Source organism: Arthrobacter sp. NPDC080031 (assembly GCF_040702485.1).
In the GTDB taxonomy this organism is placed as follows: domain Bacteria; phylum Actinomycetota; class Actinomycetes; order Actinomycetales; family Micrococcaceae; genus Arthrobacter.
In genome coordinates this window covers 51424-75341 of record NZ_JBFBLA010000004.1, presented here as the reverse complement: position 1 = coordinate 75341, position 23918 = coordinate 51424, and the positions used below count along the sequence as shown (strand labels likewise).

Genomic DNA, 23918 nt, shown 5'->3' with positions numbered 1-23918 from the left:
CACCGTCCCGCACCTTCCCGAAAGGAATTCCGCGTGCGCCAAACGCCACCGGCTCCGGGCCCCGACGCTGACACCCGCCGTCGGTCCGGGCGCCTCCAAGTGGTCGCCGTCCGCCTGTTGGTGATACTTACGCTGGTCACCGGAGCCAACTACATCCTCTGGCGGTGGTTGGCCTCGCTCAACTGGGATGCCTGGTGGATTGCGGTGCCGCTGGTCGCCGCCGAAACTTACAGCCTGATCGACGTTCTGCTTTTTGGAATGACCGTGTGGCGGATCAAGCACCGCACACCGCCGGCCGCCGCGCCGCCGGATACCACCGTGGACGTTTTCGTCACCACCTATAACGAGCCTCTGGAACTGGTGATGAGGACGGCTCTGGCCGCCCAACGGATCCGGCACCCGCACAGCACCTGGATCCTGGACGACGGCAACCGCGCCGAACTCCGTCAGCTGGCGGCCCGACACGGCCTCGGCTACGTCACCCGGTCAACGGAGTGGGAGGGCATGCCACGCCATGCCAAGGCCGGCAACCTCAACAACGCCTTGATGATGACCTCCGGCGAGTTTCTCCTCATTCTGGACGCGGACCAGGTACCGAGCCCGGACATCCTGGACAAGACACTGGGTTACTTCAACCACCACCAGGTGGCCTTGGTCCAGACACCGCAATACTTCATCAACGTTCCCGACAGCGATCCGCTGGGCAGCCAGGCCCCATTGTTTTACGGGCCGATCCAGCAGGGGAAGGACGGTTGGAACGCGGCATTTTTCTGCGGCTCCAATGCTGTGCTCCGCCGGGAAGCGCTCATGCAGCTCGGTTTGGTGGGGTATGTCCGGGAAACCGAGAAAAGCGTCCGCCGCGCCTTGGATGCGTCCCGTTCCGCGATCCGCAAGGCACGGCGGACCGCCGCCGGCGCACCAGAACTCCTGCAACAGACCCTCGACGAGGTGGAAGCGGCCACCCTTGAGGCCCGACGCCGGCTCGACGACGGCGAACCGCTCAGCGAGATCACCTACCGGGTACGCCGGCGGGTGGACCTTGCCGTGCAAACGGTAGTGCAGGCCGACCTCTCTGCACTCCAGTCCGACTTGGCGGAGATCGCCGCAATGTCGGCGGTCGAGGTCGGTGAGGCCGGCGTCCCTGTAGTTACCGATGACGCAATTCAGCGACTCTCGGCACATGACTGGTCACCGCTGGGCGCCATCGAATCCGTCCAGGCGGTACTTGACGCCCTGTCGGTGGAGCGTACCGGTGAGGCTCAGCCGGTGATGCCGCTGGCCACCATATCCGTCACCGAGGACATGGCCACCGCAATGCGGATGCACGCCATGGGCTGGCACAGCGTGTACCACCACGAGATCCTGGCCCACGGCCTCGCCCCCGAGGACCTGGGCACCATGTTGACGCAGCGCCTGCGCTGGGCTCAGGGAACCATCCAGGTCTTCCTGCGGGAGAATCCGTTGGTACAGCGCGGACTCAGCCTGGGACAGCGGCTGATGTATTTCGCAACGATGTGGAGCTATTTCAGCGGCTTCGCCGCTGTCGTCTACTTCGCCGCGCCGGTGATCTACCTTCTGTTCGGCATCCTTCCCGTCTCGAGCCTCAGCGCGGACTTCTTCGTGCGGTTCATTCCTTTCATGGTGGTCAACCAGATCCTTTTCGCCGTCGCCGGCCGGGGCATCCCCACCTGGCGCGGCCAGCAGTACAGCCTGGCGCTATTTCCAACCTGGATCAAGGCGTGCACGACGGCAGCACGCAACGTCTGGTTCGGGCGGCCGCTTGACTTCGCCGTGACACCCAAGGACCGGCAGGACGGGGGTCCGCGGTGGGCCCTGATCCGGCCCCAGATTGTCGTATCCGTGCTGCTGGTGCTTGCCGCGATCGCGGGCATCGGCCGGTTGGTCGCCGGAATGTCCGAGCCGATCGGAACCTTTGTCAACGTACTATGGATGCTGTTTGACTTGCTCGTCATGAGCATCCTGGTACGTGCCGTCCGCTACCGCGGTTTCCGGACCGACGATTCCGGGGAACCAGACGCCGGAACCATCGAAGCCCGTACTGAAAGGACCGCCAATGGACCTGAGCTATGACGTCAAAGACCACTACGCTGAGATCACCGCCGAGGGTCGGCTGAATATGGTGTCCGCGCCGAAGCTTCGGGAGATGGTTGCCGAAGTAGTCGCCGCGGGAACCAACCGGATTGTGGTCAACCTCCAGGAGACTTCCTTCATGGATTCCTCTGGCCTCGGGGCCCTGATCGGCTGCCTGAAGGCCGCCCGGCAAGCCGGCGGCGACCTGCGGATTGCCCAGGTGCAGCCCCAGGTCCAGATGGTCCTCGGCCTGACCAGCATCGACAAGGTCCTGATGTCCTATCCCTCCGCCGCCGAAGCCTTCGCGAATGGCTGAGATCCTGGCCCGGCGGTCGCTCCGCCAAGCGGCCCTCCCGGAGGCACTCGAGGTTGTGCACAGCGAACTCGACGCCGTCTGGGAGGATGCTCCGTTTGTGCCGGAGCTGGACCGGATGACATTTGCCACGGCCGTGATTGAGGCGGCCAGCAATGTCATCCAGCACGCCGTCCCCGAGACCGCCCGGCCCGTCGAAATCGGAGTGGACCTCATTGTGACCGCCGGGAGCCTGGAGGCCCGGGTCAGCGCTTTCGGGGCAGCGAACCCCGCGGCGCTCGACGCCGGCTCAGCGATGCCGGATGCAGACGCCGAGTCCGGCCGCGGCCTTGCTCTCATCCACGCGCTCGTCACCACGGTGACCTTCCGGCGCGAGAACGGAACGAACACCTGGATCCTCACCAAATCCCGACTGGAGGACTAGGAAGGTAACCTAGGCGGCGCGGAGTACGACGGCGGCGCGTCACGCCAGGCAACTTTTTGGAGTCGAGGCCTGGCGAAAACCCCGGGATTCCGGCACCGCACCGATCCGCCCGCTCCAAAAAGTTGCAGCACGTGACAGCTAGGAGAGCGTCCGGCCAGCCATCCGTTCGAGCCGCTCGATGCGCTCACGCATTGGCGGGTGGGTGGCGAACAGCTTGGTCATGGCCCCGCCGCGGAACGGGTTGGCGATCATGAGGTGTGAAGTATTCACGAGGCGCTGATCCTGTGGCAGCGGCACTTGCTTCACGCCCGCTTCGATCCTGCGGAGGGCTGAGGCGAGCGCCAGCGGATCCCCGGTGAGCTCCGCGCCGTCGTGGTCGGCGTCGTACTCCCTCGTGCGGGAAATGGCGAGCTGGATCAGAGAGGCGGCAAACGGCGCGAGGAGCGCCATGGCGATCATGGCAATGGGGTTGGCGTTCCGCCGGTCCCCGCCGCCGAAGAACAGCAGCATCTGGCCCACCGAGGTAATGACGCCGGCGACGGCGGCCGCGATGGACGAGGTGAGGATGTCGCGGTTGTAGACGTGCATGAGTTCATGCCCGAGGACGCCGCGGAGCTCGCGCGCATCGAGCAAGTTCAGGATGCCCGCGGTGCAGCACACGGCGGCGTTCTTCGGATTGCGTCCCGTGGCGAAGGCATTGGGGGTCATCGTCGGAGAAATGTAGATCCGCGGCATGGGTTGGTTCGCCCGAACGGAGAGTTCCCGGACGATCTGGTACAGCTGCGGAGCCTGCGCTTCCGAAACCGGGTACGCGGCCATGGAGCGGATGGCGATCTTGTCGCTGTTCCAATACCCATAAGCAGTTGTCGCGACGCCGATCAGTGCCATGATCCAGATGGGCGACGCACTGCGGGTGCCCACGCCGATCACGGCTCCGAGTCCCAGCAGCACCGCCCAGAGCACACCGAATAGCGCTGCGGTCTTCAGGCCATTGTGATGATTATGCACTTCACTACTTTCTTGCAGTACGGCTTTTGTCTTGCATTGCATGCTGGTTCTGATCCGATTAACGCCGACGGCGGCCCGGACGTTCCAGCCTAGGGATACCGAATGCTGCGGCGGCCTAAGGCACCGGGTGGAGGGAATCGTACCTGAGGAAACCCCGCTGCCCGCGCGCCACGAGCCACGCCAGCACCGCGCACAGCACGCCGCCGAGGAGCAGCACCCAGCCTTCGCTGAGAACTTTGGTGACCCCACCGGCGAGCATGTCTCCCAATCTCGGACCACCGGAAACCACCACGATGAACACGCCTTGCAACCTTCCCCGCATGTGGTCCGGAGTGGCCGATTGCAGGATGGTGGTGCGGAAGACCGCGCTGACGGAGTCCGAGATTCCGGCAAGGGCACAACACAGGGCCGCAGGGATGATCCAGAGCGTCACCCCGCCGCGCCCCGCATCCCCGGCCAGGACCACGACCAGGCCGAAAGCCGCGATCGAGAAGCCCCATCCGGCCACGGACCATACCACCGCACTCCCCTGGCGCCGCACCCTTCCCAGGGGTCCGGAGAACAGCCCCGCCAGGAAGGCGCCGACAGCCACGGAGGCGAGCAGCACACCCACGGTGGTATCGCCACCCCCGATCATCGTGGCTCCGATCGCGGGCATGAGGGCGCGCGGCTGGGCGCAGATCATCGCAATGAGGTCGATGATGAAGGTCATGCGGAGGTTGGGCCGGGTGCCTAGGAAACGGAAGCCCTCGACGACGGAACGCAGGCCGGGTGCCGACGCGTTCTCGGCCGCGGGAAGGGCCGGGAGCTTGAAAAGGCTCCACAGCGCGAACGCGAAGCTCAGGGCATCGATCGTGTAGGTCCAGCCAAAACCGCTCGAAGCAACGAGCACACCGGCCAGCAGGGGGCCGGCCGTCATGGAAATGCCCATGTTGAGCATGCTCAGTGCGTTGGCGGCGGGCAGCAGCTCCTTCCGGACCAGCAAGGGAATAATGGCGCTGCGTGCCGGCCCGTTGATGCCCTGCCCGCCGCTCTGGATCGCGACGAGGACGAACAGGATCCAGACATTGTTCAGCTGGATCCAGGCTTGGAGCGCGAGGGCCACGCTGCAGGCCCACAAAACGAGGGATGCAACAATGGCGACTTTCCGCCGGTCATAGGCATCCGAAAGCGCACCGCCGAACAAACCCGCGATCACCAGCGGAACCAAGGCAAAGATGCTGAGCAGGCCCACGTAAAGGCTTTGTTGGGTGATGCTGTAAACCTCAAGGCTCACGGCAACCAGAGTCAGCTGGGATCCGACCATCGACACCGAAGACCCCAGCCACAGGCGGCGGAATGCGGGGCTTTCGCGAAGCGGGGTCATGTCAGCCAGGAGTTTCGCCACCGTCCAACCCTACCCACCAATGCGTCCGCCCTCCCGGAGCGCCGCGGGCTGCCGTCGGGCGCCCAAGTCCGGGCCGCCGTCGGGCGGGTTCATCCAAAGTTAGCCTCACCTTATTGTGAAGTACTCATAATAAGTGCTTCAATGGGCGTATGGCAGATCACACGGCAGACCAGGAAGCGTGGGCTTCCGCCCTGCATTCCCACGGACGCCGCGTGACCAAGCAGCGTCTTGCGGTTCTTGCTGCCGTTCAGCACAATCCACACTCCCCGGCCGAAGGCATTCTGGCTGCCGCGCGCAAGGATCTTCCCGAACTGACAGCGCAGTCTGTTTATGTGGTGCTGAGCGACCTCACGGACCTGCAGATGCTGCGACGCTTCGAGCCACCCCACTCTCCCGCCCTGTACGAGACCCGGGTGGGCGACAATCACCACCACGCCGTCTGCATCAGTTGCGGCCGCGTGGAGGACGTCGATTGCGCCGTGGGCCATGCACCCTGCCTCACCCCGCACTGGGATGAGCATTCCAAACCCATGACCATCCAGATCGCAGACGTCCTGTACCAAGGCATCTGCCAGGACTGCCAGGCCAAACAACAGCTTCCTACTCAAACGCAAGTAACCCACGAAATAGGAGAACGATGACCGCGAACATTTCTGTGCCCCTCTCGACCACCCAGTCGGGAGCGCCTGTCACTTCCGACGCGCATTCCAAGTCCGTTGGCGCCGATGGTGCCATCATCCTGACCGACCACTACCTGGTGGAAAAGCTCGCACAGTTCAACCGCGAGCGCGTCCCGGAGCGTGTTGTCCACGCCAAGGGTGGCGGCGCTTTCGGTACCTTCAAGACTTCCTCGGACGTCTCCCAGTACACCAAGGCAGCCCTATTCCAGCCGGGCGTCGAGACGGACATGCTCATCCGTTTCTCCTCCGTTGCAGGCGAGAACGGCTCCCCGGACACCTGGCGCGACCCCCGCGGCTTCGCCGTCAAGTTCTACACGTCCGAGGGCAACTACGACCTCGTGGGCAACAACACCCCGGTGTTCTTTATCCGCGACGGCATCAAGTTCCCGGACTTCATCCACTCCCAGAAGCGCCTCCCGGGCACCCACCTGCGCGACGCCGACATGCAGTGGGACTTCTGGACCCTGTCCCCCGAGTCCGCACACCAGGTCACCTGGCTCATGGGCGACCGTGGCCTGCCGGCTTCCTGGCGTGAAATGCAGGGCTACGGCTCGCACACCTACCAGTGGATCAACGCCGAGGGCGAGCGCTTCTGGGTCAAGTACCACTTCAAGTCCAACCAGGGCGTCAAGACCATCACGGGCGACCAAGCAGCTGAGCTGGCCGGCTCGGACGCGGACTTCTACATCCGCGACCTCCAGGAAAACATCGCCGCCGGCAACTTCCCGTCCTGGGAACTGCACGTCCAGGTCATGCCCTACGAGGACGCCAAGACGTACCGCTTCAACCCGTTCGACCTCACCAAGGTGTGGCCGCACGGGGACTACCCGCTGATCCACGTGGGCACCATGGAGCTCAACAAGAACCCGGAGAACTACTTCGCGCAGATCGAGCAGGCCACCTTCGCGCCCTCGAACTTCGTTCCGGGCATCGCTGCCTCCCCGGACAAGATGCTGCAGGCCCGCATCTTCTCCTACGCTGACGCACACCGCTACCGCGTGGGCACAAACCACGCCCAGATCCCGGTGAACCAGCCGAAGAACCAGGTCAACAACTACAGCCAGGACGGCGCGGGACGTTACCTGTTCAATGCTCCTTCGGTTCCGGTCTACGCACCGAACTCCGTGGGTGGCCCGGCCGCTGTTGAGCCGCAGAACCCTGCCGGCGGCTGGGAGAACGACGGCGAGCTGACGCTCTCCGCACACTCCCTGCACGCCGAGGACAGCGACTTCGGCCAGGCCGGCGCGCTGTACCGCGAGGTTTACGACGACGGCGCCAAGGCCCGCCTGCTGGAAACCATCACGGGCGCTGTGGGCGGCGTCAAGAGCCCCGGCATCAAGGAACGCGCCATCCAGTACTGGACCAACGTCGATGCCGAACTCGGCGCCAAGCTGCGCGCCAACCTCGGCGCAGGCCAAGGCGAGTCGGCTGCAGAGGCAGCCAACAAGCTGTAACAAGCTCGATAACGAAGCAACCCCGCTGCGGATCCTCTGCGGCGGGGTTGCTTTCTTAATGGGCACCGAAAGGCACGTCGAACCCGGGGCTTTGGGGCGGGTTTTCCACGGCGGGTTTTCCGTGACGGTTTTCCACCGGGGTTTTCCGCCAGGGTTTTCCACATAGCCGACAATGACTCTGGCTAGCTCGGCATTGTGATCCATAGGATCCTTACATGAGCACATTTACCGGGATCCCCGCAGCGGCCATCGCCTTCTATGCCGAACTTGAAGAGAACAACAACCGCGAATGGTGGCTGGCGCACAAAGACATCTACGACTCCGCCGTGAAGGAGCCATTGACGCTGTTGCTGGAGGAGCTTGAGCCACGTTTCGGGCCGGGCAAGGTTTTCCGTCCGAACCGGGATATCCGTTTCTCCCAGGACAAGTCCCCTTACAAGACGGCACAAGGAGCGTTTGCGGCGGACAAGGAGGGCGTGGGCTACTACCTCCAGCTCAGCGCAGACGGCCTGTTGGTCGGCGGCGGATGCCACTCCCGCACCACGGAGCAGATTGCCCGGTTCCGCGCCGCCACGGATTCGCCGGCCAGCGGGGAGGAACTCCAGAAGATCGTCGATTCCATCGCCGCGGCCGGTTTCGCGGTGGAAGGCGAGAAGCTCAAGACCGTGCCGCGTGGTTTCGACAAAGACCATCCACGCGCCGAGCTCTTGAAGCACAAATCGTTGTCTGCCGGGGTGACCTTGGGCGAACCGGAATGGATGTCGCAGCCCTCAGCCAAGGAAGAAATCGCCAAGCGTTGGGAGGTACTGCGCCCGCTCGTGGAGTGGGTCAACGAGCACGCGGCCCCGTAGTCGCGCGTAGCCGCCCGTAGTCATTGGGTCGATAGGGTTGAGGTCGAAAGCATTGGAGCGGCCCTATGCCTAGGAACCGGATCGCTTGAAATCAAACGGCCACCCCCTCGAGCCATGGAACATGTGTCCTAAGCTCGAGGGGTCCGTGAGTCCGGCCTGAGCAGTGAATCCGTCCCCGGGTCAGACCTTACTGAGGCTGTCCTCGTCGTCGCTGGAATCGCCGGAGCCCCTGGAGTCGCTTGAATCGCCGTTCCGGCCGGAATCAGATGCCGTCCCGGACACAGCGGCCTTCGCCGAAGCGAACTTCTCGTTCAGTCGGGAGTGGCGCTGCCCGTACGCAAAGTAGATGGCCAGTCCGATTCCCAGCCAGATGGCGAAGAAGATCCAGGTCTCCACGGCCAGGTTTGTCATCAGGTAGACGCACAGGACGGCCGAGACCACGGGAAGCACCTTGCCGAACGGAACCCGGAAAGCCGGCTTCAGGTCCGGTCGCTTCTTACGCAGGACCAGGATGCCCAGGCTCACCATCACGAAGGCCGAGAGGGTACCGATGTTGATCATTTCTTCGAGGAGATCCACGTTGGTCAGACCCGCGACGATTGCCACGGCAGCGCCACAGATGATCTGGAGCCGGACCGGCGTCGAACGCTTGGCGCTGGTCTTGGACAGCGCGCGGGGAAGCAGGCCGTCGCGGCTCATGGCGAGGACCACGCGGGCCAGGCCCATGAGCAGCACCATGATGACGGTGGTCAAACCAATCAGGGAGCCAAAGGCAATGACCTTGGCCGCATCGGTGTTTCCAACCGCCTCGAAGGCCGTGGTGAGGGTGGGGTTCTTAGCTTCGGCCAGCTGCGTGTAGGACACCATGCCGGTCAGGGCCAGGGAGACCAGGATGTAGAGCAACGTCACCAGCGCCAGTCCGCCGAAGATGCCACGGGGCAACGTCTTCTGCGGGTTCTTGACCTCTTCCGCGGAGGTCGCAACCACATCGAAGCCAATGAACGCAAAGAACACCAAGGCTGCGCCGGCAAAGATGCCCAGCGTTCCGTACTGGGCCGGAACCGCCCCAGTGAGGAAGCCGAAGAAGGACTGCTTCATGACATCCGCGCCGTCGCTTCCTCCGGTAGGCTGCGACGCCGGGACAAAGGGCGCGTAATTGGAGAATTTCACGTAGGTGAAGCCGACAACAATCACGAACAACACCACGGCGATCTTGATCAGCGTGAAGACGTTGCCTACGCGCGCGGAGAGCTTGGTGCCGAGCACCAGGAGCGCCGTGAAGATGGCAACAATCAGTAAAGCGCCCCAATAGAGATCCACCCCGGCGATGTTCAAGGCCGGGGGCATACCCACACCCATGAGAGCGAACACTTTGCTCAAGTAGATTCCCCAGTACTTGGCGATCACGGCAGCAGCCGTAAACAGTTCGAGGATGAGGTTCCAGCCAATGATCCAGGCGAGGACTTCGCCCATGGTGGCGTAGGTGAAGACGTAGGCGGACCCGGCGACCGGGATCGCAGTAGCGAATTCGGCGTAGCACATGATGGCCAAGGCACACGTGACGGCTGCGACGGCGAAGGAGATCGTCACGGCGGGTCCGGCAAAGTTTGCAGCGGCCTTGGCGCCGACAGAGAAGATCCCGGCGCCGACGGCTACGGCAACGCCCATGATCATCAGATCCCAGGTGCTGAGGGAACGCTTGAGCTTGCGTCCGGGCTCATCGGCGTCCGCAATGGACTGCTCGATCGATTTGGTCCGGAAGAGGTTCATAGAAGAGTCCACAATCTTGATGGGGTGCTGGAAACAGACTCATCAAGAGTAGTGTCCAGCCAATGGACCCCCATATTTGTCCCAAATTGTGAGACGCGAGGACGGTGTATCTTCAGAGCTTGGGGACGTTCCAGTCCATCAAGGCGGAACGGATAAGGAAGCGTTTCCCCTCCGGCGATTCCACGGAGAAGCCGCTCCCGCGGCCGTCCACGACATCCACCGTCAGATGCGTGTGGGACCAGTAATTGAACTGCTCCCGGGACATCCAGAACTCCAAAGGTTGCGGCCGTTCGGGCCCGCCGATGTCGAAAAGCCCAAGCAAAATGTCCGAATCACCGGTAATGAATTCGCCGGCGGGGTAACACATGGGTGAGGAACCGTCGCAGCAACCACCTGACTGGTGGAACATGAGGGGACCGTGTTGCTCCCACAACTTCCGGAGCAGTTCGATGGAAACGGCGGTGAGCGCCACCCGGGAAAAGTCTTCTCCGGGCAGCGTCACCGCGGCGTCAAGCTTGTCGTGGGACATTAGAACCTCAGCACCACGCGGCCGTCGATCTTGGCGTGCTTCATTTCGTCAAGGACCGCGTTGACCTCGGAGAGTTCCCGCGTGGACACGGTCGGGTGGATCTTGCCCTGCGCGTAGAAGTCCAGCGCTTCCCTCCGGCAGGGAACAGGAAGGGGAACGGACTGGATCTGAAGGTCCTTACCGAATTCAGTTACTACGGCTGCTTGCATTGTCGTCGTCATTGGCGAAATCCTTGCGTCGTTTAAGCGGTTTTCGAGGGGGCTGCTGCTTTCCTGAGGGGTGGCCAGGCGTGGATCGGCGGGGAGGGATCTGTGCCGACCCCTCCCCGCCGGGCCAAGTGCGGCTTAGAAGAAGCCGAGCTTGTTCTCGTTGTAACTGACCAGGAGGTTCTTGGTCTGCTGGTAGTGGTCCAGCATCATCGCGTGGTTCTCACGACCAATGCCGGAGGACTTGTACCCGCCGAACGCGGCGCCGGCCGGGTAGGCGTGGTAGTTGTTGACCCAGACGCGGCCGGCCTGGATTTCCCGGCCCGCCCGGTAGGCGACGTTGCCGTTGCGGGACCAGACACCGGCGCCGAGTCCGTAGAGGGTGTCGTTGGCGATGCCGATGGCGTCGTTGTAGTCGCTGAACTTCGTCACGGACACCACCGGGCCGAAGATCTCCTCCTGGAAGATCCGCATCCGGTTGTGGCCTTCGAAGATGGTCGGCTGGACGTAGTAGCCGCCGGCCAGGTCGCCGTCGAGCTGTGCGCGGGCGCCGCCGGTGAGGACCTTGGCGCCTTCCTGCTTTCCGATGTCGATGTAAGAAAGGATCTTCTCGAGCTGGTCGTTGGAGGCCTGGGCACCGAGCTGGGTGTCGGTGTCCAGCGGGTTGCCTTGGATGATCTTGTTGGTGCGGGCCACGGCGTCGGCCATGAAGGAGTCGTAGATGCCTTCCTGGACCAGTGCGCGGGAGGGGCAGGTGCAGACTTCGCCCTGGTTGAAGGCGAAGAGCGTGAAGCCTTCCTGGGCCTTGTCGTAGAACGCGTCGTTCTGCGCGGCGACGTCGTCGAAGAAGATGTTCGGGCTCTTGCCGCCCAGCTCAAGGGTCACCGGGATCAAGTTCTGGGACGCGTACTGGCTGATCAGCCGGCCGGTGGTGGTCTCGCCGGTGAAGGCGACCTTGCGGATCCGGGGGCTGGAGGCCAGGGGCTTGCCGGCCTCGACGCCGAAACCGTTGACGACGTTGACCACGCCGGCGGGCAGCAGGTCACTGATCAGTTCCATCAACACCAGGATGGAGGACGGGGTCTGCTCGGCGGGTTTGAGGACGACGGCGTTGCCCGCGGCCAGTGCCGGGGCGAGCTTCCACACGGCCATCAGGATCGGGAAGTTCCACGGGATGATCTGGCCCACGACGCCCAGCGGCTCGCGGAAGTGGTAGGCCGTGGTGTCCTCGTCCAGCTGGGACAAGTGGCCTTCCTGGGCACGGATCGCGGAGGCGAAGTAGCGGAAGTGGTCCGCCGCGAGGGGGATGTCCGCGTTCAGGGTTTCCCGGATGGGCTTGCCGTTGTCCCAGCTCTCGGCCACGGCCAGCAGCTCGACGTTTTCATCGATGCGGTCGGCGATCTTGTTCAGGATCGCGGCGCGCTCCGTGGCCGAGGTCTTGCCCCAGGACGGTGCTGCTTTGTGAGCGGCATCCAGTGCCAGCTCGATGTCCTCGGCTGTGCCCCGTGCAACCTCGCAGAAGGCCTTGCCGGTCACCGGGGTGATGTTTTCGAAGTACTGCCCCTTGACCGGGGCAACCCACTCGCCGCCGATCCAGTTCTCGTAGCGGTCCTTGAACGTGACCTTCGAACCCTCGGCACCCGGCTGTGCATAAACAGTCATTGCTAGCTCCTTTGCTCCGCATGATGGTGGCTTTGCTGTGCCTTCAGCGTAGGAGCGGGGAGGTTGCAAGCAGGTTGCAACCCTGTGTTTCAGATCACGTCCGGGCGGTACTCGCTACGGGGTCCTGGAAACTAGAGGCCCGCGGGGAAAGCGTAGGAGCTTGGAACCGGCGAAGGTGCGGCACCAAAGGAGAGCACTACTTCGTCGTGGGCTTTGAGGACCACGTCAGACACCGGCGCACTCTGTTTTGCGCCGTTGACGTAGGCGGTCCAGCCGCCGGTCCCGCTGTGCGGTGCCCCGGTGGCATCTTTGCCGTCCAGGACTCCCCATTCGCTGAGGACCTGGCCCAGCGTGTACTTCCGGCCGGGCGTAGGCGCTTCGATGTGGATGACACCGGAGGTGTCGTGGGTGTGAAGCGCCGAGATCCCGTTGGGCTGCCCGTCGGCCCCGAAACTGAAACCGATCTCGGCCGGGACCGTGACGGGTTTGCCGTTGACCAGCACGTCCAGATGGGCGTGATAGTGCTCGGCGGTGCCTTCGGCGGTCAGGATATCCAAGCCCGCGGCCTTGATTCTCTGGGCGCCGGCGGCCGGATCGAGTTCCCAGCCGGCTCCGGCGGCCGTGGTGGCCGAAGCCGAAGGCATCGTCTGGGCGGGTGCAGTCTGGGCGGGCGCAGTCTGGGCGGGCGCCCCGCAGGCTGTGGCTCCGGCAAGGAGTCCGGAAACGGTCAGGGCAACGGCGAGGCGTTTGTTCAACACGGAGAAAGCTTCTTTCGTTCGGCTCGGTCCTACGATACGGGCCGAAACCCCGTATTGCCCGGGTGCCACACGAGGGGCCCGCGTCAGGCCGTTAGTTCGGCTTCCAGGCGTTCGAGCTCGGCGACGACGGAAGCCCGCTTGGGCGAGCGCGGCGGAAGGAGCTTGAGGGCGGCAAGCCGGACATCGACGTCGTTCTTCGCCTCAGGCAGCCCAGCGTACTTGAGCAACGCCTCGGCACTGCCGTCGTTGAGGACCGCCTCGCGCAAGAGCGCCGAGACCTTCCCGCGGAGCTCCACAATGCCGGGCGCTTCCGAATGCGGAAGGACGGCGCCTTTGTAGATCTCCAAGGCAATGCGGTGGGCGCCCCGCTTCAGGCAGGACAGGACCTGGGCGGCGTCCTGGCCGAGGTCGATCGGGAGCCGGTAGGGGCGGGATTCCGGGACCGCCGCGGGATCGAGTTCGTGCAGTACCTTGCGCAGGCGCACCATTTCCGCCCGGAGGGTGACACTCGAACCGTCGCCGGGATACAAGGCCAGGGCGAGTTCCTCGGCACTGAGCCCCTCGGGACGGGTTCCCAGCAACGCCAGGATCTCGCTGTGCCGCGCGGAAAGCGGAATGCTGCGTCCTCCCATGCTCAACAGGGCCTGGTCCCGGCCGAGCAGCTGGAGGCTGTTCCGATACAGCCCGGTTCGCGGGGGCGAGCCGACGGCGGCAGGCGAGTTCCGACGTCGGGCAGGCGCAGAGTGCCTAGTGGCCGCGAGCTGGAGCCTTTCCACACGCAATTGCGCTTGCGCTGCCGCCACGGTTGCTTCAACGAGGGAAAGCGTGTGGGGTGCGACGGCGGCTTCCGTGCCGGTGATGTCGACGACGCCGAGGAGCGCGCCGGAGTCAGGGTCATGGAACGGCACCGCGGTGCAGCTCCACGGGTGGACGGAGCGTTTGTAGTGCTCGGCGCCGGAAATCTGGATGCCGCGGCCCAAGGCGAGCGCCGTGCCGGGCGCACTCGTCCCGACGGCGGCTTCGGACCAGTCCGCGCCTGCCACGAACATCATGCCTTCGGCGCGGCGCCGCATCGCGGGATTTCCGTCCACCCACAGCAGGCGGCCGAGCTCATCCCCCACGGCCACCAGCAGCCCGCTCTCATAGCTGGGCTGGATAAGGAGCTTCTGGATGACCGGCATGATGATGCCCAGCGGGTGTTGGCGGCGGTATTCCCCGAGCTCGTCGAGGTCCATGGCCACGGGAGCTTCGGGCTGGTCCGGGTTCGCCTTGAGCTGCGCGGAACGCTGCCAGGATTCCTTGATCAGGCTACGCAAACCATGAAGCTCCGTGGCATCGGGAAGCCCAAAGCGCCACGTATCGATTTGCTCATGTCCAGCGCGGGCATGGCGCTGCAACAGCTCGGCGACATCATTGACCGAAGCTGCCGGATGGATCGGATTCTTCATCGAACTCCCAAAACCGGACGCGGCACAGTACGGGCCAGTCTAGTTGCGAGCCGAGGCTTTGTGTACCCGCTCACTCCGGGTGGAATTCGTACGACTCAACCTCGCCCAACGCTTCGATCCGGGGTTCAGGCAGGCCGACTTCCGCGACGAGTTCCGCGAAACTGTGGCCACGGCTGAAACGGTCAAACGTTGCCCTGTCCGGACAGGTGTCGTAGACCGAGATGCCGCCCTCGGTGGATAGGCATACATGGATCTTCAACGCACCGGGTGGCAGGAGGCCCACCATGCGCTTGTGACCCTCCAGCAGTTGAGCGGGATCTCCGTCGAAATGGTAGACGCCCATGAACATTGCTTCTCTCCTGTCTTGCTTCAGCTTCGGAGCAGTGCAGCCAAGGCCCGTGCGAGGGCTTCAGGCTTGCGGTCCGCCCAAGGTGCGGCTTTCTCAAGCTGGCCCGCCAGGCGAAAGAGCGTGGCCTCGTCCCCGAAGCGGCCAAGGAAGGACATGCCCACCGGCACGCCGGTCGAGTCGACTCCGAGTGGCATCGACATGGCCGGGTTGCCCGAGAGGTTCGCGTACTCGCCGTCGAACATGAGGAAGCGGCCAGCTTCGCGCTCGCCGCGCAACGGTTCTTCCTCGGTCCCCCGCAGCGTGCCCAAGGGCAACGGTGGCCAGCCGACGGTGGGTGTCATCCAGACATCGAATTCCTCGAAGAATCCGGCCAGACGGCGGCTGAAGCGCTGCAATTCCTCCATGCCAAGGAGGTATTGCCCTCCTGTTACGGCCCGCGAGCGTTCAAAATCGGCTGCAGTGAACGGCTCGATCTCACCGGGTTCCGGCGGCCTGCCCATCCTCTGCGTCCAGTACGCCTCGATCCACGCGATCGCGCCTCCATAGACGGCCCTGACGGCCCGGTGCCCGGCCCGCCCCAGGCTCTCGGGGTGCGCTTCTGTGACAGTGTGGCCCAGCCCGGCGAGCAATTCCACGGTCTCCTCGAACACCCTCAGGTAGTCCGGATGCACTTGTTGCCCCGAATTGGGCGTAGCGGTTGCAGCAATGCGGAGCATTCCAGGAACAGTGCCGGCCTCAAGCAGGAAGGGCCGGGCCTGGGGCGGCGCCCAATATGGATCACCGAGCGACTGGCCGGCCGTCGCGTCGAGGAGGGCCGCCGAATCGCGTACGCTCCGCGTCAGCGCGTGTTCCACGGCGAAGCCCCCTGCCACGTCGCCGTACTCGGGGCCCATGGGAACCCGTCCCCGGGTGGGCTTGAACCCGAAAACCCCGCACCATGCCGCGGGGTAACGAAGGGATCCGCCAAGATCGTTCCCGTGCGCCATGGGGACCATCCCGGCGGCGACGGCGGCAGCGGACCCGCCGCTGGAGCCGCTCGTGGAGAGCCCCAGGTTCCAAGGGTTTCGGGTGGCGCCATGCAAGGCCGGCTCGCAGTGCGGGCTGAGTCCGAATTCCGGCGTGTTGGTCTTCCCAAGGATGGCAAGTCCGGCCCGGCGATACCGCAGCACAAGCTCCTGGTCCTGGCTTGAGACGTTGTCCTTCAACCAGCGGGAGCCTTCGGTGAAGGGCGTTCCGGCGATTTCCAGGGACAGGTCCTTCACCAGGAACGGAACTCCCGGAAACGGTGCGTCAGGGGCCGGGTCGGCTGCTCCAGGTTCCAAGTGCGCGACGATGCAATGCAGAACCGGATCGATCTCCCGGATACGGTCGCGGCCGGCGTCGAGCAGTTCGCTCGGCGAAACCGCGCCACTCCGCACCAATTCTGCCTGCCCGACGGCGTCAGTCCAGCGGAGCTCCTCGTCCATGGCTCATTTTAGGACCGGGCGTCCCGGGCCGCTAGGCGCTAGCCGCCGTGCGCTAGCCGCGCGAGATCTCGATCATGTCCTCGCGCGGAACCACCTTGATGCGTTCGCGTACGATGCCGGCATCCTGGTTTTCGGCGGTCCATTCGGCGCCCAGGGCTAGTTCGTGCGCATCGAGCTTGTTCCAGCCTTCCCAGGTGGTGTACTCGATGCCCCGCTCTTCAAGGAGGTTGATGATGGCCTGCGGGTCCGGGTTTTCGGCCGGGGGCAGCGTGAGTCGGTCCTCCAGGAGGCAACCGATGGTCTCCAGCGCGTCGCCCTTGGTGTGCCCGATCAAGCCCACGGGTCCGCGCTTGATCCAGCCGGTGGCATAGATGCCGGGCACGGGTTTGCCGTCGCCGTCCAGTACCCGTCCGCCGTCGTTGGGAATGACGCCGCGGCGGGCGTCGTACTCAAGCTCGTCCAGCGGGGAACCGTGGTAGCCGATGGCGCGGTAGACGGCCTGGACCGGATAGTCCACGAACTCGCCGGTGCCCTTGACGTTGCCTGTGCCGTCCAGTTTCATGCGCTCGAACTTGATGCTGGAAACCTTCCCGGAGCCGTCTTCGGAAATGATCTCCACCGGGCTGTGCAGGAAATGCAGGTGCAGGCGGCGGGACGAGGGCTGCTCGGCTTCGGCATGTTCCTCGACGAGCCAGTTGGTCAGCGTGTTGACCATGGTCTTGATCTGGTTGTTGCTGCGGATGGCCTCGTCTGAGGCTTCGTCAAACTCGAAATCCTCCGGGTACAGCACAATGTCCACGTCGTTGGAGTGCGAGAGCTCTCGCAGTTCAAGCGGAGTGAACTTGATCTGGGCCGGGCCGCGACGTCCGAAGACGTGCACGTCCGTGACCGGGGAGGCTTTGAGGGCGGCATAGACGTTGTCCGGGATTTCGGTCACCAGGAGGTCATCTGCGTGCTTGGAGAGCATGCGGGCCACGTCCAGCGCGACGTTGCCGTTGCCGATGACTGCCACTTCCTTGGCATTCAAGGGCCACTCGCGGGGCACGTCCGGGTGTCCGTCATACCAGGAGACGAAGTCGGCTCCGCCGAAGGAGCCTTCCAGCTCGATGCCGGGGATGTTCAGGTCCGCGTCCTTGATGGCTCCCGTGGAGAAGATCACCGCGTCGTAGAAGGCGCGGAAGTCGTGCAGCGTGAGGTCGCGGCCGTAGGTCACGTTGCCGAGGAAGCGGATGTCTCCGCGGTCCAGGACCTTGTGAAGCGCGTTGACGATGCCCTTGATGCGGGGATGGTCCGGCGCCACACCGTAGCGGATCAGGCCGTACGGCGCGGGGTATGCCTCGAAAAGGTCGATGCTGACCTCGACGTCGCCGTCCTTGACCTCGTTCGATTTGGTCAGGATATCCGCGGCGTACACGCCGGCCGGCCCTGCGCCGACAATAGCGACGCGCAATGGACGTTTTGAGGTGGTTTCGGCCGAGTTGGACACCGTGAACCCTTCTGAGACAGGAATCCGCCCCGCGTGGTGGGGCGCGCAGTTTCCAATTCTAGTTCTCAGTTGTGCCCGGAGTGTCAGGACGTGGCGGGAGGTGACACAACCGGGCGAGGAAACTCACACTAACTTTCCGGCCGTACGGTCAGGAATACCTTCGCAAAATGTGATGTTGTTGACTTTGTGTCTACGCCCGAGCAAACCGTGCCTGCCCCGTCCGCCACCAGTGCTTCCAGCGCTTCGAATGCTTCGGCTTCAGCAGCCGCCGCCGCTGCCACGGCAAAGAAGGAGACGACGGCGGGTGTGGTGTTCGGCATCGGGGCGTACGGCCTGTGGGGGCTGCTTCCGCTCTACTTCCTGGTGCTGCAACCCGCCAGTGCGGTCGAAATCGTCGCCAACCGGGTGGTGTGGTCGCTTATTTTCTGCGCCCTTCTCATCACCATCACCCGGACATGGCGCCTCCTCGGCAATGCCTTCCGGGACCGGGCCGTCCTGGGGCCACTCGCCATAGCTGCCGGACTGATCGCCATCAACTGGCTGACCTACACCTTCGGCGTCACCACCGGACATGCGGTCGAAGCCTCGCTCGGCTACTTCATCAACCCGCTCGTCTCGGTGCTCCTTGGCGTGTTCGTCCTGAAGGAAAAGCTCCGCCCGCTTCAGTGGGCCGCCGTCGGGATCGGCTTCATCGCCGTCGGCGTCTTGACGGTTTCCTATGGCAAACTGCCGTGGATCGCGCTGGTCCTGGCGTTCAGCTTTGGACTTTACGGATTCGTGAAGAAGCGCGTGGGGCCCAAGGTCAATGCCATCACGAGCCTCACCGTGGAGACCGTGGTCCTCGCGCCGATCGCGGGCGCCACCATGATTGTCCTCGGCCTCACGGGAGCCGGGACTCTGGGAAGCAACGGCCCGGGGCACTTCTGGCTATTGGCTGCTTCAGGCATCATCACCGCTGTGCCGCTCCTGTTCTTCGGTGCCTCCGCGCGCCGCCTGCCCATGACCACCATCGGCCTGCTGCAATACTTCGCGCCGGTACTCCAGTTCATCGTGGCCCTTGCCGTCTTCCACGAGGCCATGACCCCCGACCGCTGGGTTGGCTTCGGGATCGTGTGGCTCGCGCTGCTGCTCCTGACCCTCGACATGCTGCGTACGGCACGCAAGAACTCGGTCATCAGGAAAAGCGCACGGCTCAGCGCTGCCTAGAACCCCCGGACATGCTCATTGCTACCCCGCACCAATGGACATGCTCATTGGTATCCAGTGGACATGCTCATTGTTAAACCCAAGGGATGGACATAGTCGCACTATGTCCATCCCTTGCACCTAGAGGGGGGCATGTTCCCCTGGAGGTTGCGGCTAAGCGTTGGCCTTGATTGCCGCTGCCAGGACCTCGAGGCCGTCCAGGAGCAGTTCGTCGCTGATGACCAGCGGCGGCGGCAGACGGATCACATTGCGGTAGGTGCCCCGGACATGCTCAGCGCTACCCAGCACCAATGGACATGCTCATTGGTATCCAGTGGACATGCTCATTGTTAAACGCAAGGGATGGACATAGTCGCACTATGTCCATCCCTTGAACCTAGAGGCGGGCATGTCCACCTGGAGGTTGTGGCTATGCGTTGGCCTTGATGGCCGCTGCCAGGACCTCGAGGCCGTCCAGGAGCAGTTCGTCGCTGATGACCAGCGGCGGCAGCAGACGGATCACGTTGCCGTAGGTACCGCAGGTCAGGATGATGACGCCTTCCTGGAGGCACGCGGCGGCAACAGCCTTGGTCAGTTCGGCGTTCGGTTCCTTGGAGCCGGCCTGGACCAGTTCGATCGCCAGCATGGCACCGCGTCCACGGACGTCGCCGATAACCGAGACTTCGGACGCGAGTTCACGCAGGCGTCCGAGTGCGATTTCCTCGATGTGGCGGGCGCGTGCGTTGAGGTCGTGCTGCTCCATGGTGCCGATGGCAGCAAGAGCTGCGGCGCAGGCAACCGGGTTGCCGCCGTAGGTGCCGCCGAGGCCGCCCGGGTGGACGGCGTCGAGCAGGTCTGCGCGGCCGGTGATCGCGGACAGCGGGAGGCCTCCGGCAATGCCCTTGGCCATTGTGATGATGTCCGGGACAACACCCTCGTGGTTGACGGCGAACCATTCACCGGTGCGGCAGAAACCGGACTGGACCTCGTCGGCAATGAAGACGATGCCCTTTTCCTTGGCCCATGCGGACAGTGCCGGGAGGAAGCCCTCAGCGGGAACAATGAAGCCGCCCTCGCCCTGGATCGGTTCGATGATGATCGCGGCAACCTGGTCGCCGCCGATCTGCTTCTCGATCATGGTGATGGCTCGCTTGGCGGCCTCGGCACCGGTGATCTCCGGGTTTTCCTCGCGGAACGGGTAGCTCATCGGCATGCGGTAGACCTCGGGCGCGAACGGGCCGAAGTTGGTCTTGTACGGCATGGCCTTGGCGGTGAGCGCCATGGTCAGGTTGGTGCGGCCGTGGTAGGCGTGGTCGAAGGCGACGACGGCGTCACGGCCGGTTGCCAGGCGTGCCACCTTGACTGCGTTCTCCACTGCTTCGGCGCCGGAGTTGAAGAGCACGGTGCGCTTCTCGTGGTCGCCCGGGGTGAGCCGGTTGAGCTGCTCGGCGACGGCGACATAGCCCTCGTACGGCGTGACCATGAAACAGGTGTGGGTGAAGTGCGCTGCCGCGTCCTGGACGGCGGCGACGACGGCGGGATCCGAAGCGCCGACGCTCGTCACGGCGATGCCGGAGCCGAGGTCGATGAAGGAGTTGCCGTCGACGTCGCGGATGATGCCGCCGTCGGCGTCCTCAACGTAGACCGGCACGCCCGAGGAGACGCCGGCAGCGACGACGGCCGCGCGGCGCTCGTTCAGGGCCTGCGACTTGGGGCCGGGGAAGGCGCCATTGATGCTGCGCTTCTGGTCCAGGCGGTAGGTGATTTCATGTGCTGTTGCGGTCATGATGGTTCTTTCTTTCTTACGCGTCCAGTGCAGACATCACGTGCTTGATGCGCGTGTAGTCCTCGACGCCGTACATGGACAGGTCCTTGCCGTAGCCGGACTGCTTGAAGCCGCCGTGGGGCATCTCAGCAGTCAGCAGGATGTGGGTGTTGATCCAGACCGCGCCGAAGTCCAGGTCCCGGCTCATCCGCATGGCGGTGCCGTGGTCCGTGGTCCAGACGCTGGAGGCCAGGGCGTATTCGACGTCGTTGGCCAGCTCGAGCGCCTCGGCCTCGGTGGTGAACTTCTGGACAGTGATGACGGGTCCGAAGGTTTCCTTCTGGACGACGTCGTCGGTCTGCTTGGCGCCGGTGATGATGGTGGGCTCGAAGAAGAAGCCCTTCTCACCCGCACGGTGGCCGCCGGTTTCGATCTTGCAGTTGGCAGGCAGGTGTTCCACTACCGAGTTCACGGCATTGAAGTGGTTCACGTTGTTGAGGGGCCCGAAGTAGTTTTCCTCGTCGTTCTGCGAACCGGTGTGCAGCGTCTTGGTGTGTTCCACCATCGCGGCAACCATGTCGTCGTGGATCGAATCTTCAATCAGCACGCGGGTGATGGCCGTGCAGTCCTGGCCGGCGTTGAAGAAGGCGAATTCGGCGATGGCCGCGGCGCTCTTCTTGATGTCGGCGTCCTTGAAGACGATGGCCGGGGCCTTGCCGCCAAGTTCCAGGTGGGCACGCTTGAGGCCCTTGGCCGCCCCGCTGGCCACGGCAATGCCGGCGCGCACGGAACCGGTGATCGAGACGAGGCCCGGGACCTTGTGCTCCACCATCATGGAGCCGGTGGCCGCGTTGCCGAGGACCACGTTCAGAACGCCGGCCGGGAAGATCTCCCCCGCCAGGCGGGCCAGGACCAAGGTGGATTCCGGAGTGGTGTCGGAGGGCTTGAGAACAACCGTGTTGCCTGCGGCGAGCGCGGGGCCGATCTTCCAGATGCCCATGAGGAACGGGTAGTTCCAAGGTGCAACCTGGGCGACGACGCCGATCGGTTCGCGGCGTACGTACGAGGTGTGGCCCTCGAAGTACTCGCCGGCGGACTTGCCTTCCATGATGCGGGCGGCGCCGGCGAAGAAGCGGAGCTGGTCTGCACCAGCGGCAACTTCCTCGGATGCGATGAGGGCGCGGACCTGGCCGGTGTTGCGGTGCTGTGCCTCAACGAGTTCGTCGCTGTTGGCTTCGATGGCATCAGCGAGCTTGAGCAGCATGAGCTGGCGCTGGCCAGGCGTGACATGCTTCCAGGACTTGAAGGCTTCCTTCGCCGCATTCATGGCCGCATCGACGTCGGCCGCCGTGGAGATAGGCGCATGAGCCACAATCTCCCCGTTGGTCGGGTTCACGATGTCGAGCAGTTCGGTGCCTGCCGGCGTGACGAACTCGCCGTTGATGAAGTTCTGCAAGGTTTGGACCACGGTGTACAACCTCTTTCGGTGTCTAGGCATTGGTTGCAGCTGCTCCGAGCCTATGCCAGCACCCCGCGGCGCGGAATAGTCAGGTGCACACCCCGACCGCCCCGGCTTAGTGCGAATGACCAGTGCCGGGATATCCTTTTTGGCATGGCAATGTCACTCGCCGCGCTCGTCGCCGTCCCATCACTTCGGCTCCGCAAAGCCGGTCTCGCGGAAACCACCTGGAACGAAGATATCCGCTGGGTGGCCGTGACCGAGCAGGAAGATCCCCAACGCTTCCTCAATGGCGGCGAGTTGATCCTGACCACAGGCCTCAGGCTCAGCGGGGCCGCGGAACAGCGCCGATTCGTGCGCCAGGTCCAGCGCGCGGGAGCTGTCGGCATCGGCTTCGGCACCGGGTTGACCCACGAGTCCGTCCCTCCTGCCCTCATTGCGGAAGCGAACCGCTGGGGCCTGCCCCTCGTGGAAGTCCCGTACGAGACCCCCTTCATCGCCATCGGCAAACTCGTCGCGGATTCCCAATCCGCTGACCACTACTCGAAGCTGGAACGCCTCATCGCGGGGCACCAGATCCTGGCCCGGGCCCTGCTGACCGGCGGCGGGCTCGGCGAATTGCTCAAGCAATTGGGCAGCATGCTCCGGACCGACATCGCGCTCACGCAGTTCAGCGCCCAGCTCTACAACAGCGTGGCCGGCAACCCCGCACCGACGGCCGACGACTGGGCGTCCTTCCCCATCCCGACGGGCCGCCGCGACGCCTGCACCCTATGGATCAAGCAGCCGTTCGGCGACACCGGGATTGTCAGTTATGCGCAGAACCTGATCAGCGTGGAACTCAACAACATGGTCAAGCAGCGCCAGAGCCAGCGGGCCTTGGCGGGCCAGGTGCTGGACGATGTCATCCACGGAACCCTGGACACGGTGGAGGGCGCCCGCCGCCTGGCCGGCGTCGGAATCAACAGCACCCGCAAGAACGTGGTGCTGCTGGTGGTCTCCGCTGCCCACCACAAACAACTCGGCAGCACCTCGCTTCCGCAATCGCTCGACGGCGGGGTGACCGCCGTCGTCGGGAAGGACCTGGTGACGGTAGTGCCCGACGACGGCAGTTCCGCGAGCGCGCTCGCGAAGGATCTCAGCGATCACCTTTTGGAAGCGGGGATCCACGCGGTGATCGGGATCGGCGGCGCCTACACGAAGCCGAACGGCGTGCGCTGGAGCTACTTCGAAGCGCGCGACGCCGTGGCGCACGGCCTGCCGGTCAACGAACCTGAGCGACTCAGCCTGACTTCGCTGTTGCTGGCCAGCGAGGACGTGCCGCTGGCGGACATGGCCAGCGAGGCGCTCACTCCCCTGCGCAAGTTCGACGCCGCTCATGGCTCGGAGCTTGTTCCGACCCTGGAAAGCTACCTCAACCACAATGGCTCGGTGGCCGCCGTCGCCGAAGCCCTGACACTGCACCGCAATACGGTGCGCTACCGCTTGGCGCAAATCACGGACCTCACCGGCTACGACCCTGCCCAGACGCCGGACCGGGTGCAGCTGTGGCTTGCGCTCGCGGTGCAACGGCTGGGAGCGCGCAACCCGCGCTAGTTGAGCGGCACGGAGATTTTCACCACAAAAC

General features: G+C 64.3%; 21 protein-coding genes and 1 pseudogene. 8 read left to right on the top strand and 14 right to left on the bottom strand.

Annotation, left to right across the window (positions count from 1 at the left end; genetic code table 11):
- The first annotated feature begins 99 nt into the window (after positions 1–99).
- From AB0323_RS04570 to AB0323_RS04560, 3 genes are read left to right on the top strand one after another with little or no spacing between them, the layout of a single operon-like run.
- A complete protein-coding gene (locus AB0323_RS04570) occupies positions 100–2091 on the top strand; it encodes a glycosyltransferase family 2 protein (protein WP_366176408.1) in 1992 nt (663 codons plus the stop codon).
- Positions 2075–2407, top strand: a complete 333-nt coding sequence (locus AB0323_RS04565; protein WP_366176310.1) for an STAS domain-containing protein — start codon at positions 2075–2077, stop codon at positions 2405–2407. The genes AB0323_RS04570 and AB0323_RS04565 overlap by 17 nt, the downstream gene beginning before the upstream one ends.
- Entirely contained in the window at positions 2400–2828 is a 429-nt protein-coding gene (locus AB0323_RS04560; protein ID WP_366176309.1) for an ATP-binding protein, read from the top strand. The genes AB0323_RS04565 and AB0323_RS04560 overlap by 8 nt, the downstream gene beginning before the upstream one ends.
- Before the next feature lie 138 nt (positions 2829–2966).
- Here AB0323_RS04560 and htpX read toward each other — a convergent pair whose 3' ends face one another.
- Positions 2967–3836: a zinc metalloprotease HtpX gene (gene htpX, locus AB0323_RS04555; protein ID WP_366176308.1), complete on the bottom strand. Its 870-nt coding sequence runs from the start codon at positions 3834–3836 to the stop codon at positions 2967–2969.
- 115 nt (positions 3837–3951) lie between these two features.
- Complete coding sequence (locus AB0323_RS04550) at positions 3952–5223, bottom strand: MFS transporter (protein ID WP_366176307.1); 1272 nt, start codon at positions 5221–5223, stop codon at positions 3952–3954.
- 149 nt (positions 5224–5372) lie between these two features.
- On the opposite strand from AB0323_RS04550, the gene AB0323_RS04545 reads away from it, so the two are divergent.
- The 3 genes from AB0323_RS04545 to AB0323_RS04535 all read left to right on the top strand — a co-directional run bounded on the left by AB0323_RS04545 (position 5373) and on the right by AB0323_RS04535 (position 8208).
- Positions 5373–5864: a Fur family transcriptional regulator gene (locus tag AB0323_RS04545; RefSeq protein WP_184738401.1), complete on the top strand. Its 492-nt coding sequence runs from the start codon at positions 5373–5375 to the stop codon at positions 5862–5864.
- Positions 5861–7357: a catalase gene (locus AB0323_RS04540; protein WP_364535306.1), complete on the top strand. Its 1497-nt coding sequence runs from the start codon at positions 5861–5863 to the stop codon at positions 7355–7357. Before AB0323_RS04545 ends, AB0323_RS04540 begins: the two co-directional genes overlap by 4 nt.
- A gap of 215 nt (positions 7358–7572) precedes the next feature.
- Positions 7573–8208, top strand: coding sequence for a DUF2461 domain-containing protein (locus AB0323_RS04535; protein ID WP_366176306.1), 636 nt, complete (start codon positions 7573–7575; stop codon positions 8206–8208).
- Between the two features lie 180 nt (positions 8209–8388).
- Here the strand turns inward: AB0323_RS04535 and AB0323_RS04530 are convergent, their stop codons facing one another.
- The 9 genes and pseudogenes from AB0323_RS04530 to AB0323_RS04490 form a co-directional block, all read right to left on the bottom strand.
- The gene (locus AB0323_RS04530) at positions 8389–9978 is read right to left on the bottom strand and encodes an amino acid permease (RefSeq protein ID WP_366176305.1); all 1590 of its coding nucleotides are present in this window, start codon (positions 9976–9978) and stop codon (positions 8389–8391) included.
- 112 nt (positions 9979–10090) lie between these two features.
- A complete protein-coding gene (locus AB0323_RS04525) occupies positions 10091–10507 on the bottom strand; it encodes a DUF779 domain-containing protein (RefSeq protein ID WP_366176304.1) in 417 nt (138 codons plus the stop codon).
- Positions 10507–10638, bottom strand: a pseudogene (locus AB0323_RS04520) (zinc-dependent alcohol dehydrogenase); the annotation flags it as partial. The pseudogene AB0323_RS04520 and the gene AB0323_RS04525, both read right to left, overlap by 1 nt.
- Positions 10639–10851: 213 nt before the next feature.
- Positions 10852–12375 (bottom strand): aldehyde dehydrogenase family protein, encoded by a 1524-nt coding sequence (locus tag AB0323_RS04515; RefSeq protein WP_366176303.1) that lies wholly within the window; start codon positions 12373–12375, stop codon positions 10852–10854.
- A 131-nt stretch (positions 12376–12506) separates the two neighbouring features.
- Positions 12507–13133, bottom strand: coding sequence for a hypothetical protein (locus AB0323_RS04510; protein ID WP_366176302.1), 627 nt, complete (start codon positions 13131–13133; stop codon positions 12507–12509).
- Positions 13134–13216: 83 nt separating this feature from the next.
- Entirely contained in the window at positions 13217–14581 is a 1365-nt protein-coding gene (locus AB0323_RS04505; RefSeq protein ID WP_366176301.1) for a GAF domain-containing protein, read from the bottom strand.
- 70 nt (positions 14582–14651) lie between these two features.
- On the bottom strand, positions 14652–14930 hold the full coding sequence (locus AB0323_RS04500; RefSeq protein ID WP_366176300.1) for a hypothetical protein: 279 nt from the start codon (positions 14928–14930) through the stop codon (positions 14652–14654).
- 20 nt (positions 14931–14950) lie between these two features.
- Positions 14951–16396, bottom strand: a complete 1446-nt coding sequence (locus AB0323_RS04495; RefSeq protein WP_366176299.1) for an amidase — start codon at positions 16394–16396, stop codon at positions 14951–14953.
- 52 nt (positions 16397–16448) lie between these two features.
- Positions 16449–17882, bottom strand: coding sequence for an FAD-dependent oxidoreductase (locus AB0323_RS04490; protein WP_366176298.1), 1434 nt, complete (start codon positions 17880–17882; stop codon positions 16449–16451).
- A 306-nt stretch (positions 17883–18188) separates the two neighbouring features.
- Between AB0323_RS04490 and rarD the strand changes: the two genes are divergently transcribed.
- Positions 18189–19088, top strand: a complete 900-nt coding sequence (rarD, locus tag AB0323_RS04485) for an EamA family transporter RarD (RefSeq protein WP_364535605.1) — start codon at positions 18189–18191, stop codon at positions 19086–19088.
- 153 nt (positions 19089–19241) lie between these two features.
- Here rarD and AB0323_RS04480 read toward each other — a convergent pair whose 3' ends face one another.
- The 3 genes from AB0323_RS04480 to AB0323_RS04470 form a co-directional block, all read right to left on the bottom strand.
- Entirely contained in the window at positions 19242–19376 is a 135-nt protein-coding gene (locus AB0323_RS04480; protein ID WP_366176297.1) for a hypothetical protein, read from the bottom strand.
- 121 nt (positions 19377–19497) lie between these two features.
- Positions 19498–20853, bottom strand: coding sequence for a 4-aminobutyrate--2-oxoglutarate transaminase (gabT, locus tag AB0323_RS04475; RefSeq protein WP_366176296.1), 1356 nt, complete (start codon positions 20851–20853; stop codon positions 19498–19500).
- 16 nt (positions 20854–20869) lie between these two features.
- Positions 20870–22300: a gamma-aminobutyraldehyde dehydrogenase gene (locus AB0323_RS04470; protein ID WP_364535335.1), complete on the bottom strand. Its 1431-nt coding sequence runs from the start codon at positions 22298–22300 to the stop codon at positions 20870–20872.
- Between the two features lie 144 nt (positions 22301–22444).
- Between AB0323_RS04470 and AB0323_RS04465 the strand changes: the two genes are divergently transcribed.
- Positions 22445–23887, top strand: a complete 1443-nt coding sequence (locus AB0323_RS04465) for a PucR family transcriptional regulator ligand-binding domain-containing protein (RefSeq protein ID WP_366176295.1) — start codon at positions 22445–22447, stop codon at positions 23885–23887.
- Positions 23888–23918: the final 31 nt, after the last annotated feature.

Bases quoted from the DNA above. Each gene is read 5' to 3' on its own strand.
- AB0323_RS04560 (WP_366176309.1), top strand. From the start codon at position 2,400: ATGGCTGAGATCCTGGCCCGGCGGTCGCTCCGCCAAGCGGCCCTCCCG.
- AB0323_RS04540 (WP_364535306.1), top strand. From the start codon at position 5,861: ATGACCGCGAACATTTCTGTGCCCCTCTCGACCACCCAGTCGGGAGCG.
- AB0323_RS04505 (WP_366176301.1), bottom strand. From the start codon at position 14,581: ATGAAGAATCCGATCCATCCGGCAGCTTCGGTCAATGATGTCGCCGAG.
- AB0323_RS04535 (WP_366176306.1), top strand. From the start codon at position 7,573: ATGAGCACATTTACCGGGATCCCCGCAGCGGCCATCGCCTTCTATGCC.
- AB0323_RS04530 (WP_366176305.1), bottom strand. From the start codon at position 9,978: ATGAACCTCTTCCGGACCAAATCGATCGAGCAGTCCATTGCGGACGCC.
- AB0323_RS04565 (WP_366176310.1), top strand. From the start codon at position 2,075: ATGGACCTGAGCTATGACGTCAAAGACCACTACGCTGAGATCACCGCC.
- AB0323_RS04545 (WP_184738401.1), top strand. From the start codon at position 5,373: ATGGCAGATCACACGGCAGACCAGGAAGCGTGGGCTTCCGCCCTGCAT.
- AB0323_RS04465 (WP_366176295.1), top strand. From the start codon at position 22,445: ATGGCAATGTCACTCGCCGCGCTCGTCGCCGTCCCATCACTTCGGCTC.
- AB0323_RS04515 (WP_366176303.1), bottom strand. From the start codon at position 12,375: ATGACTGTTTATGCACAGCCGGGTGCCGAGGGTTCGAAGGTCACGTTC.
- gabT (WP_366176296.1), bottom strand. From the start codon at position 20,853: ATGACCGCAACAGCACATGAAATCACCTACCGCCTGGACCAGAAGCGC.
- AB0323_RS04495 (WP_366176299.1), bottom strand. From the start codon at position 16,396: ATGGACGAGGAGCTCCGCTGGACTGACGCCGTCGGGCAGGCAGAATTG.
- AB0323_RS04500 (WP_366176300.1), bottom strand. From the start codon at position 14,930: ATGTTCATGGGCGTCTACCATTTCGACGGAGATCCCGCTCAACTGCTG.
- AB0323_RS04525 (WP_366176304.1), bottom strand. From the start codon at position 10,507: ATGTCCCACGACAAGCTTGACGCCGCGGTGACGCTGCCCGGAGAAGAC.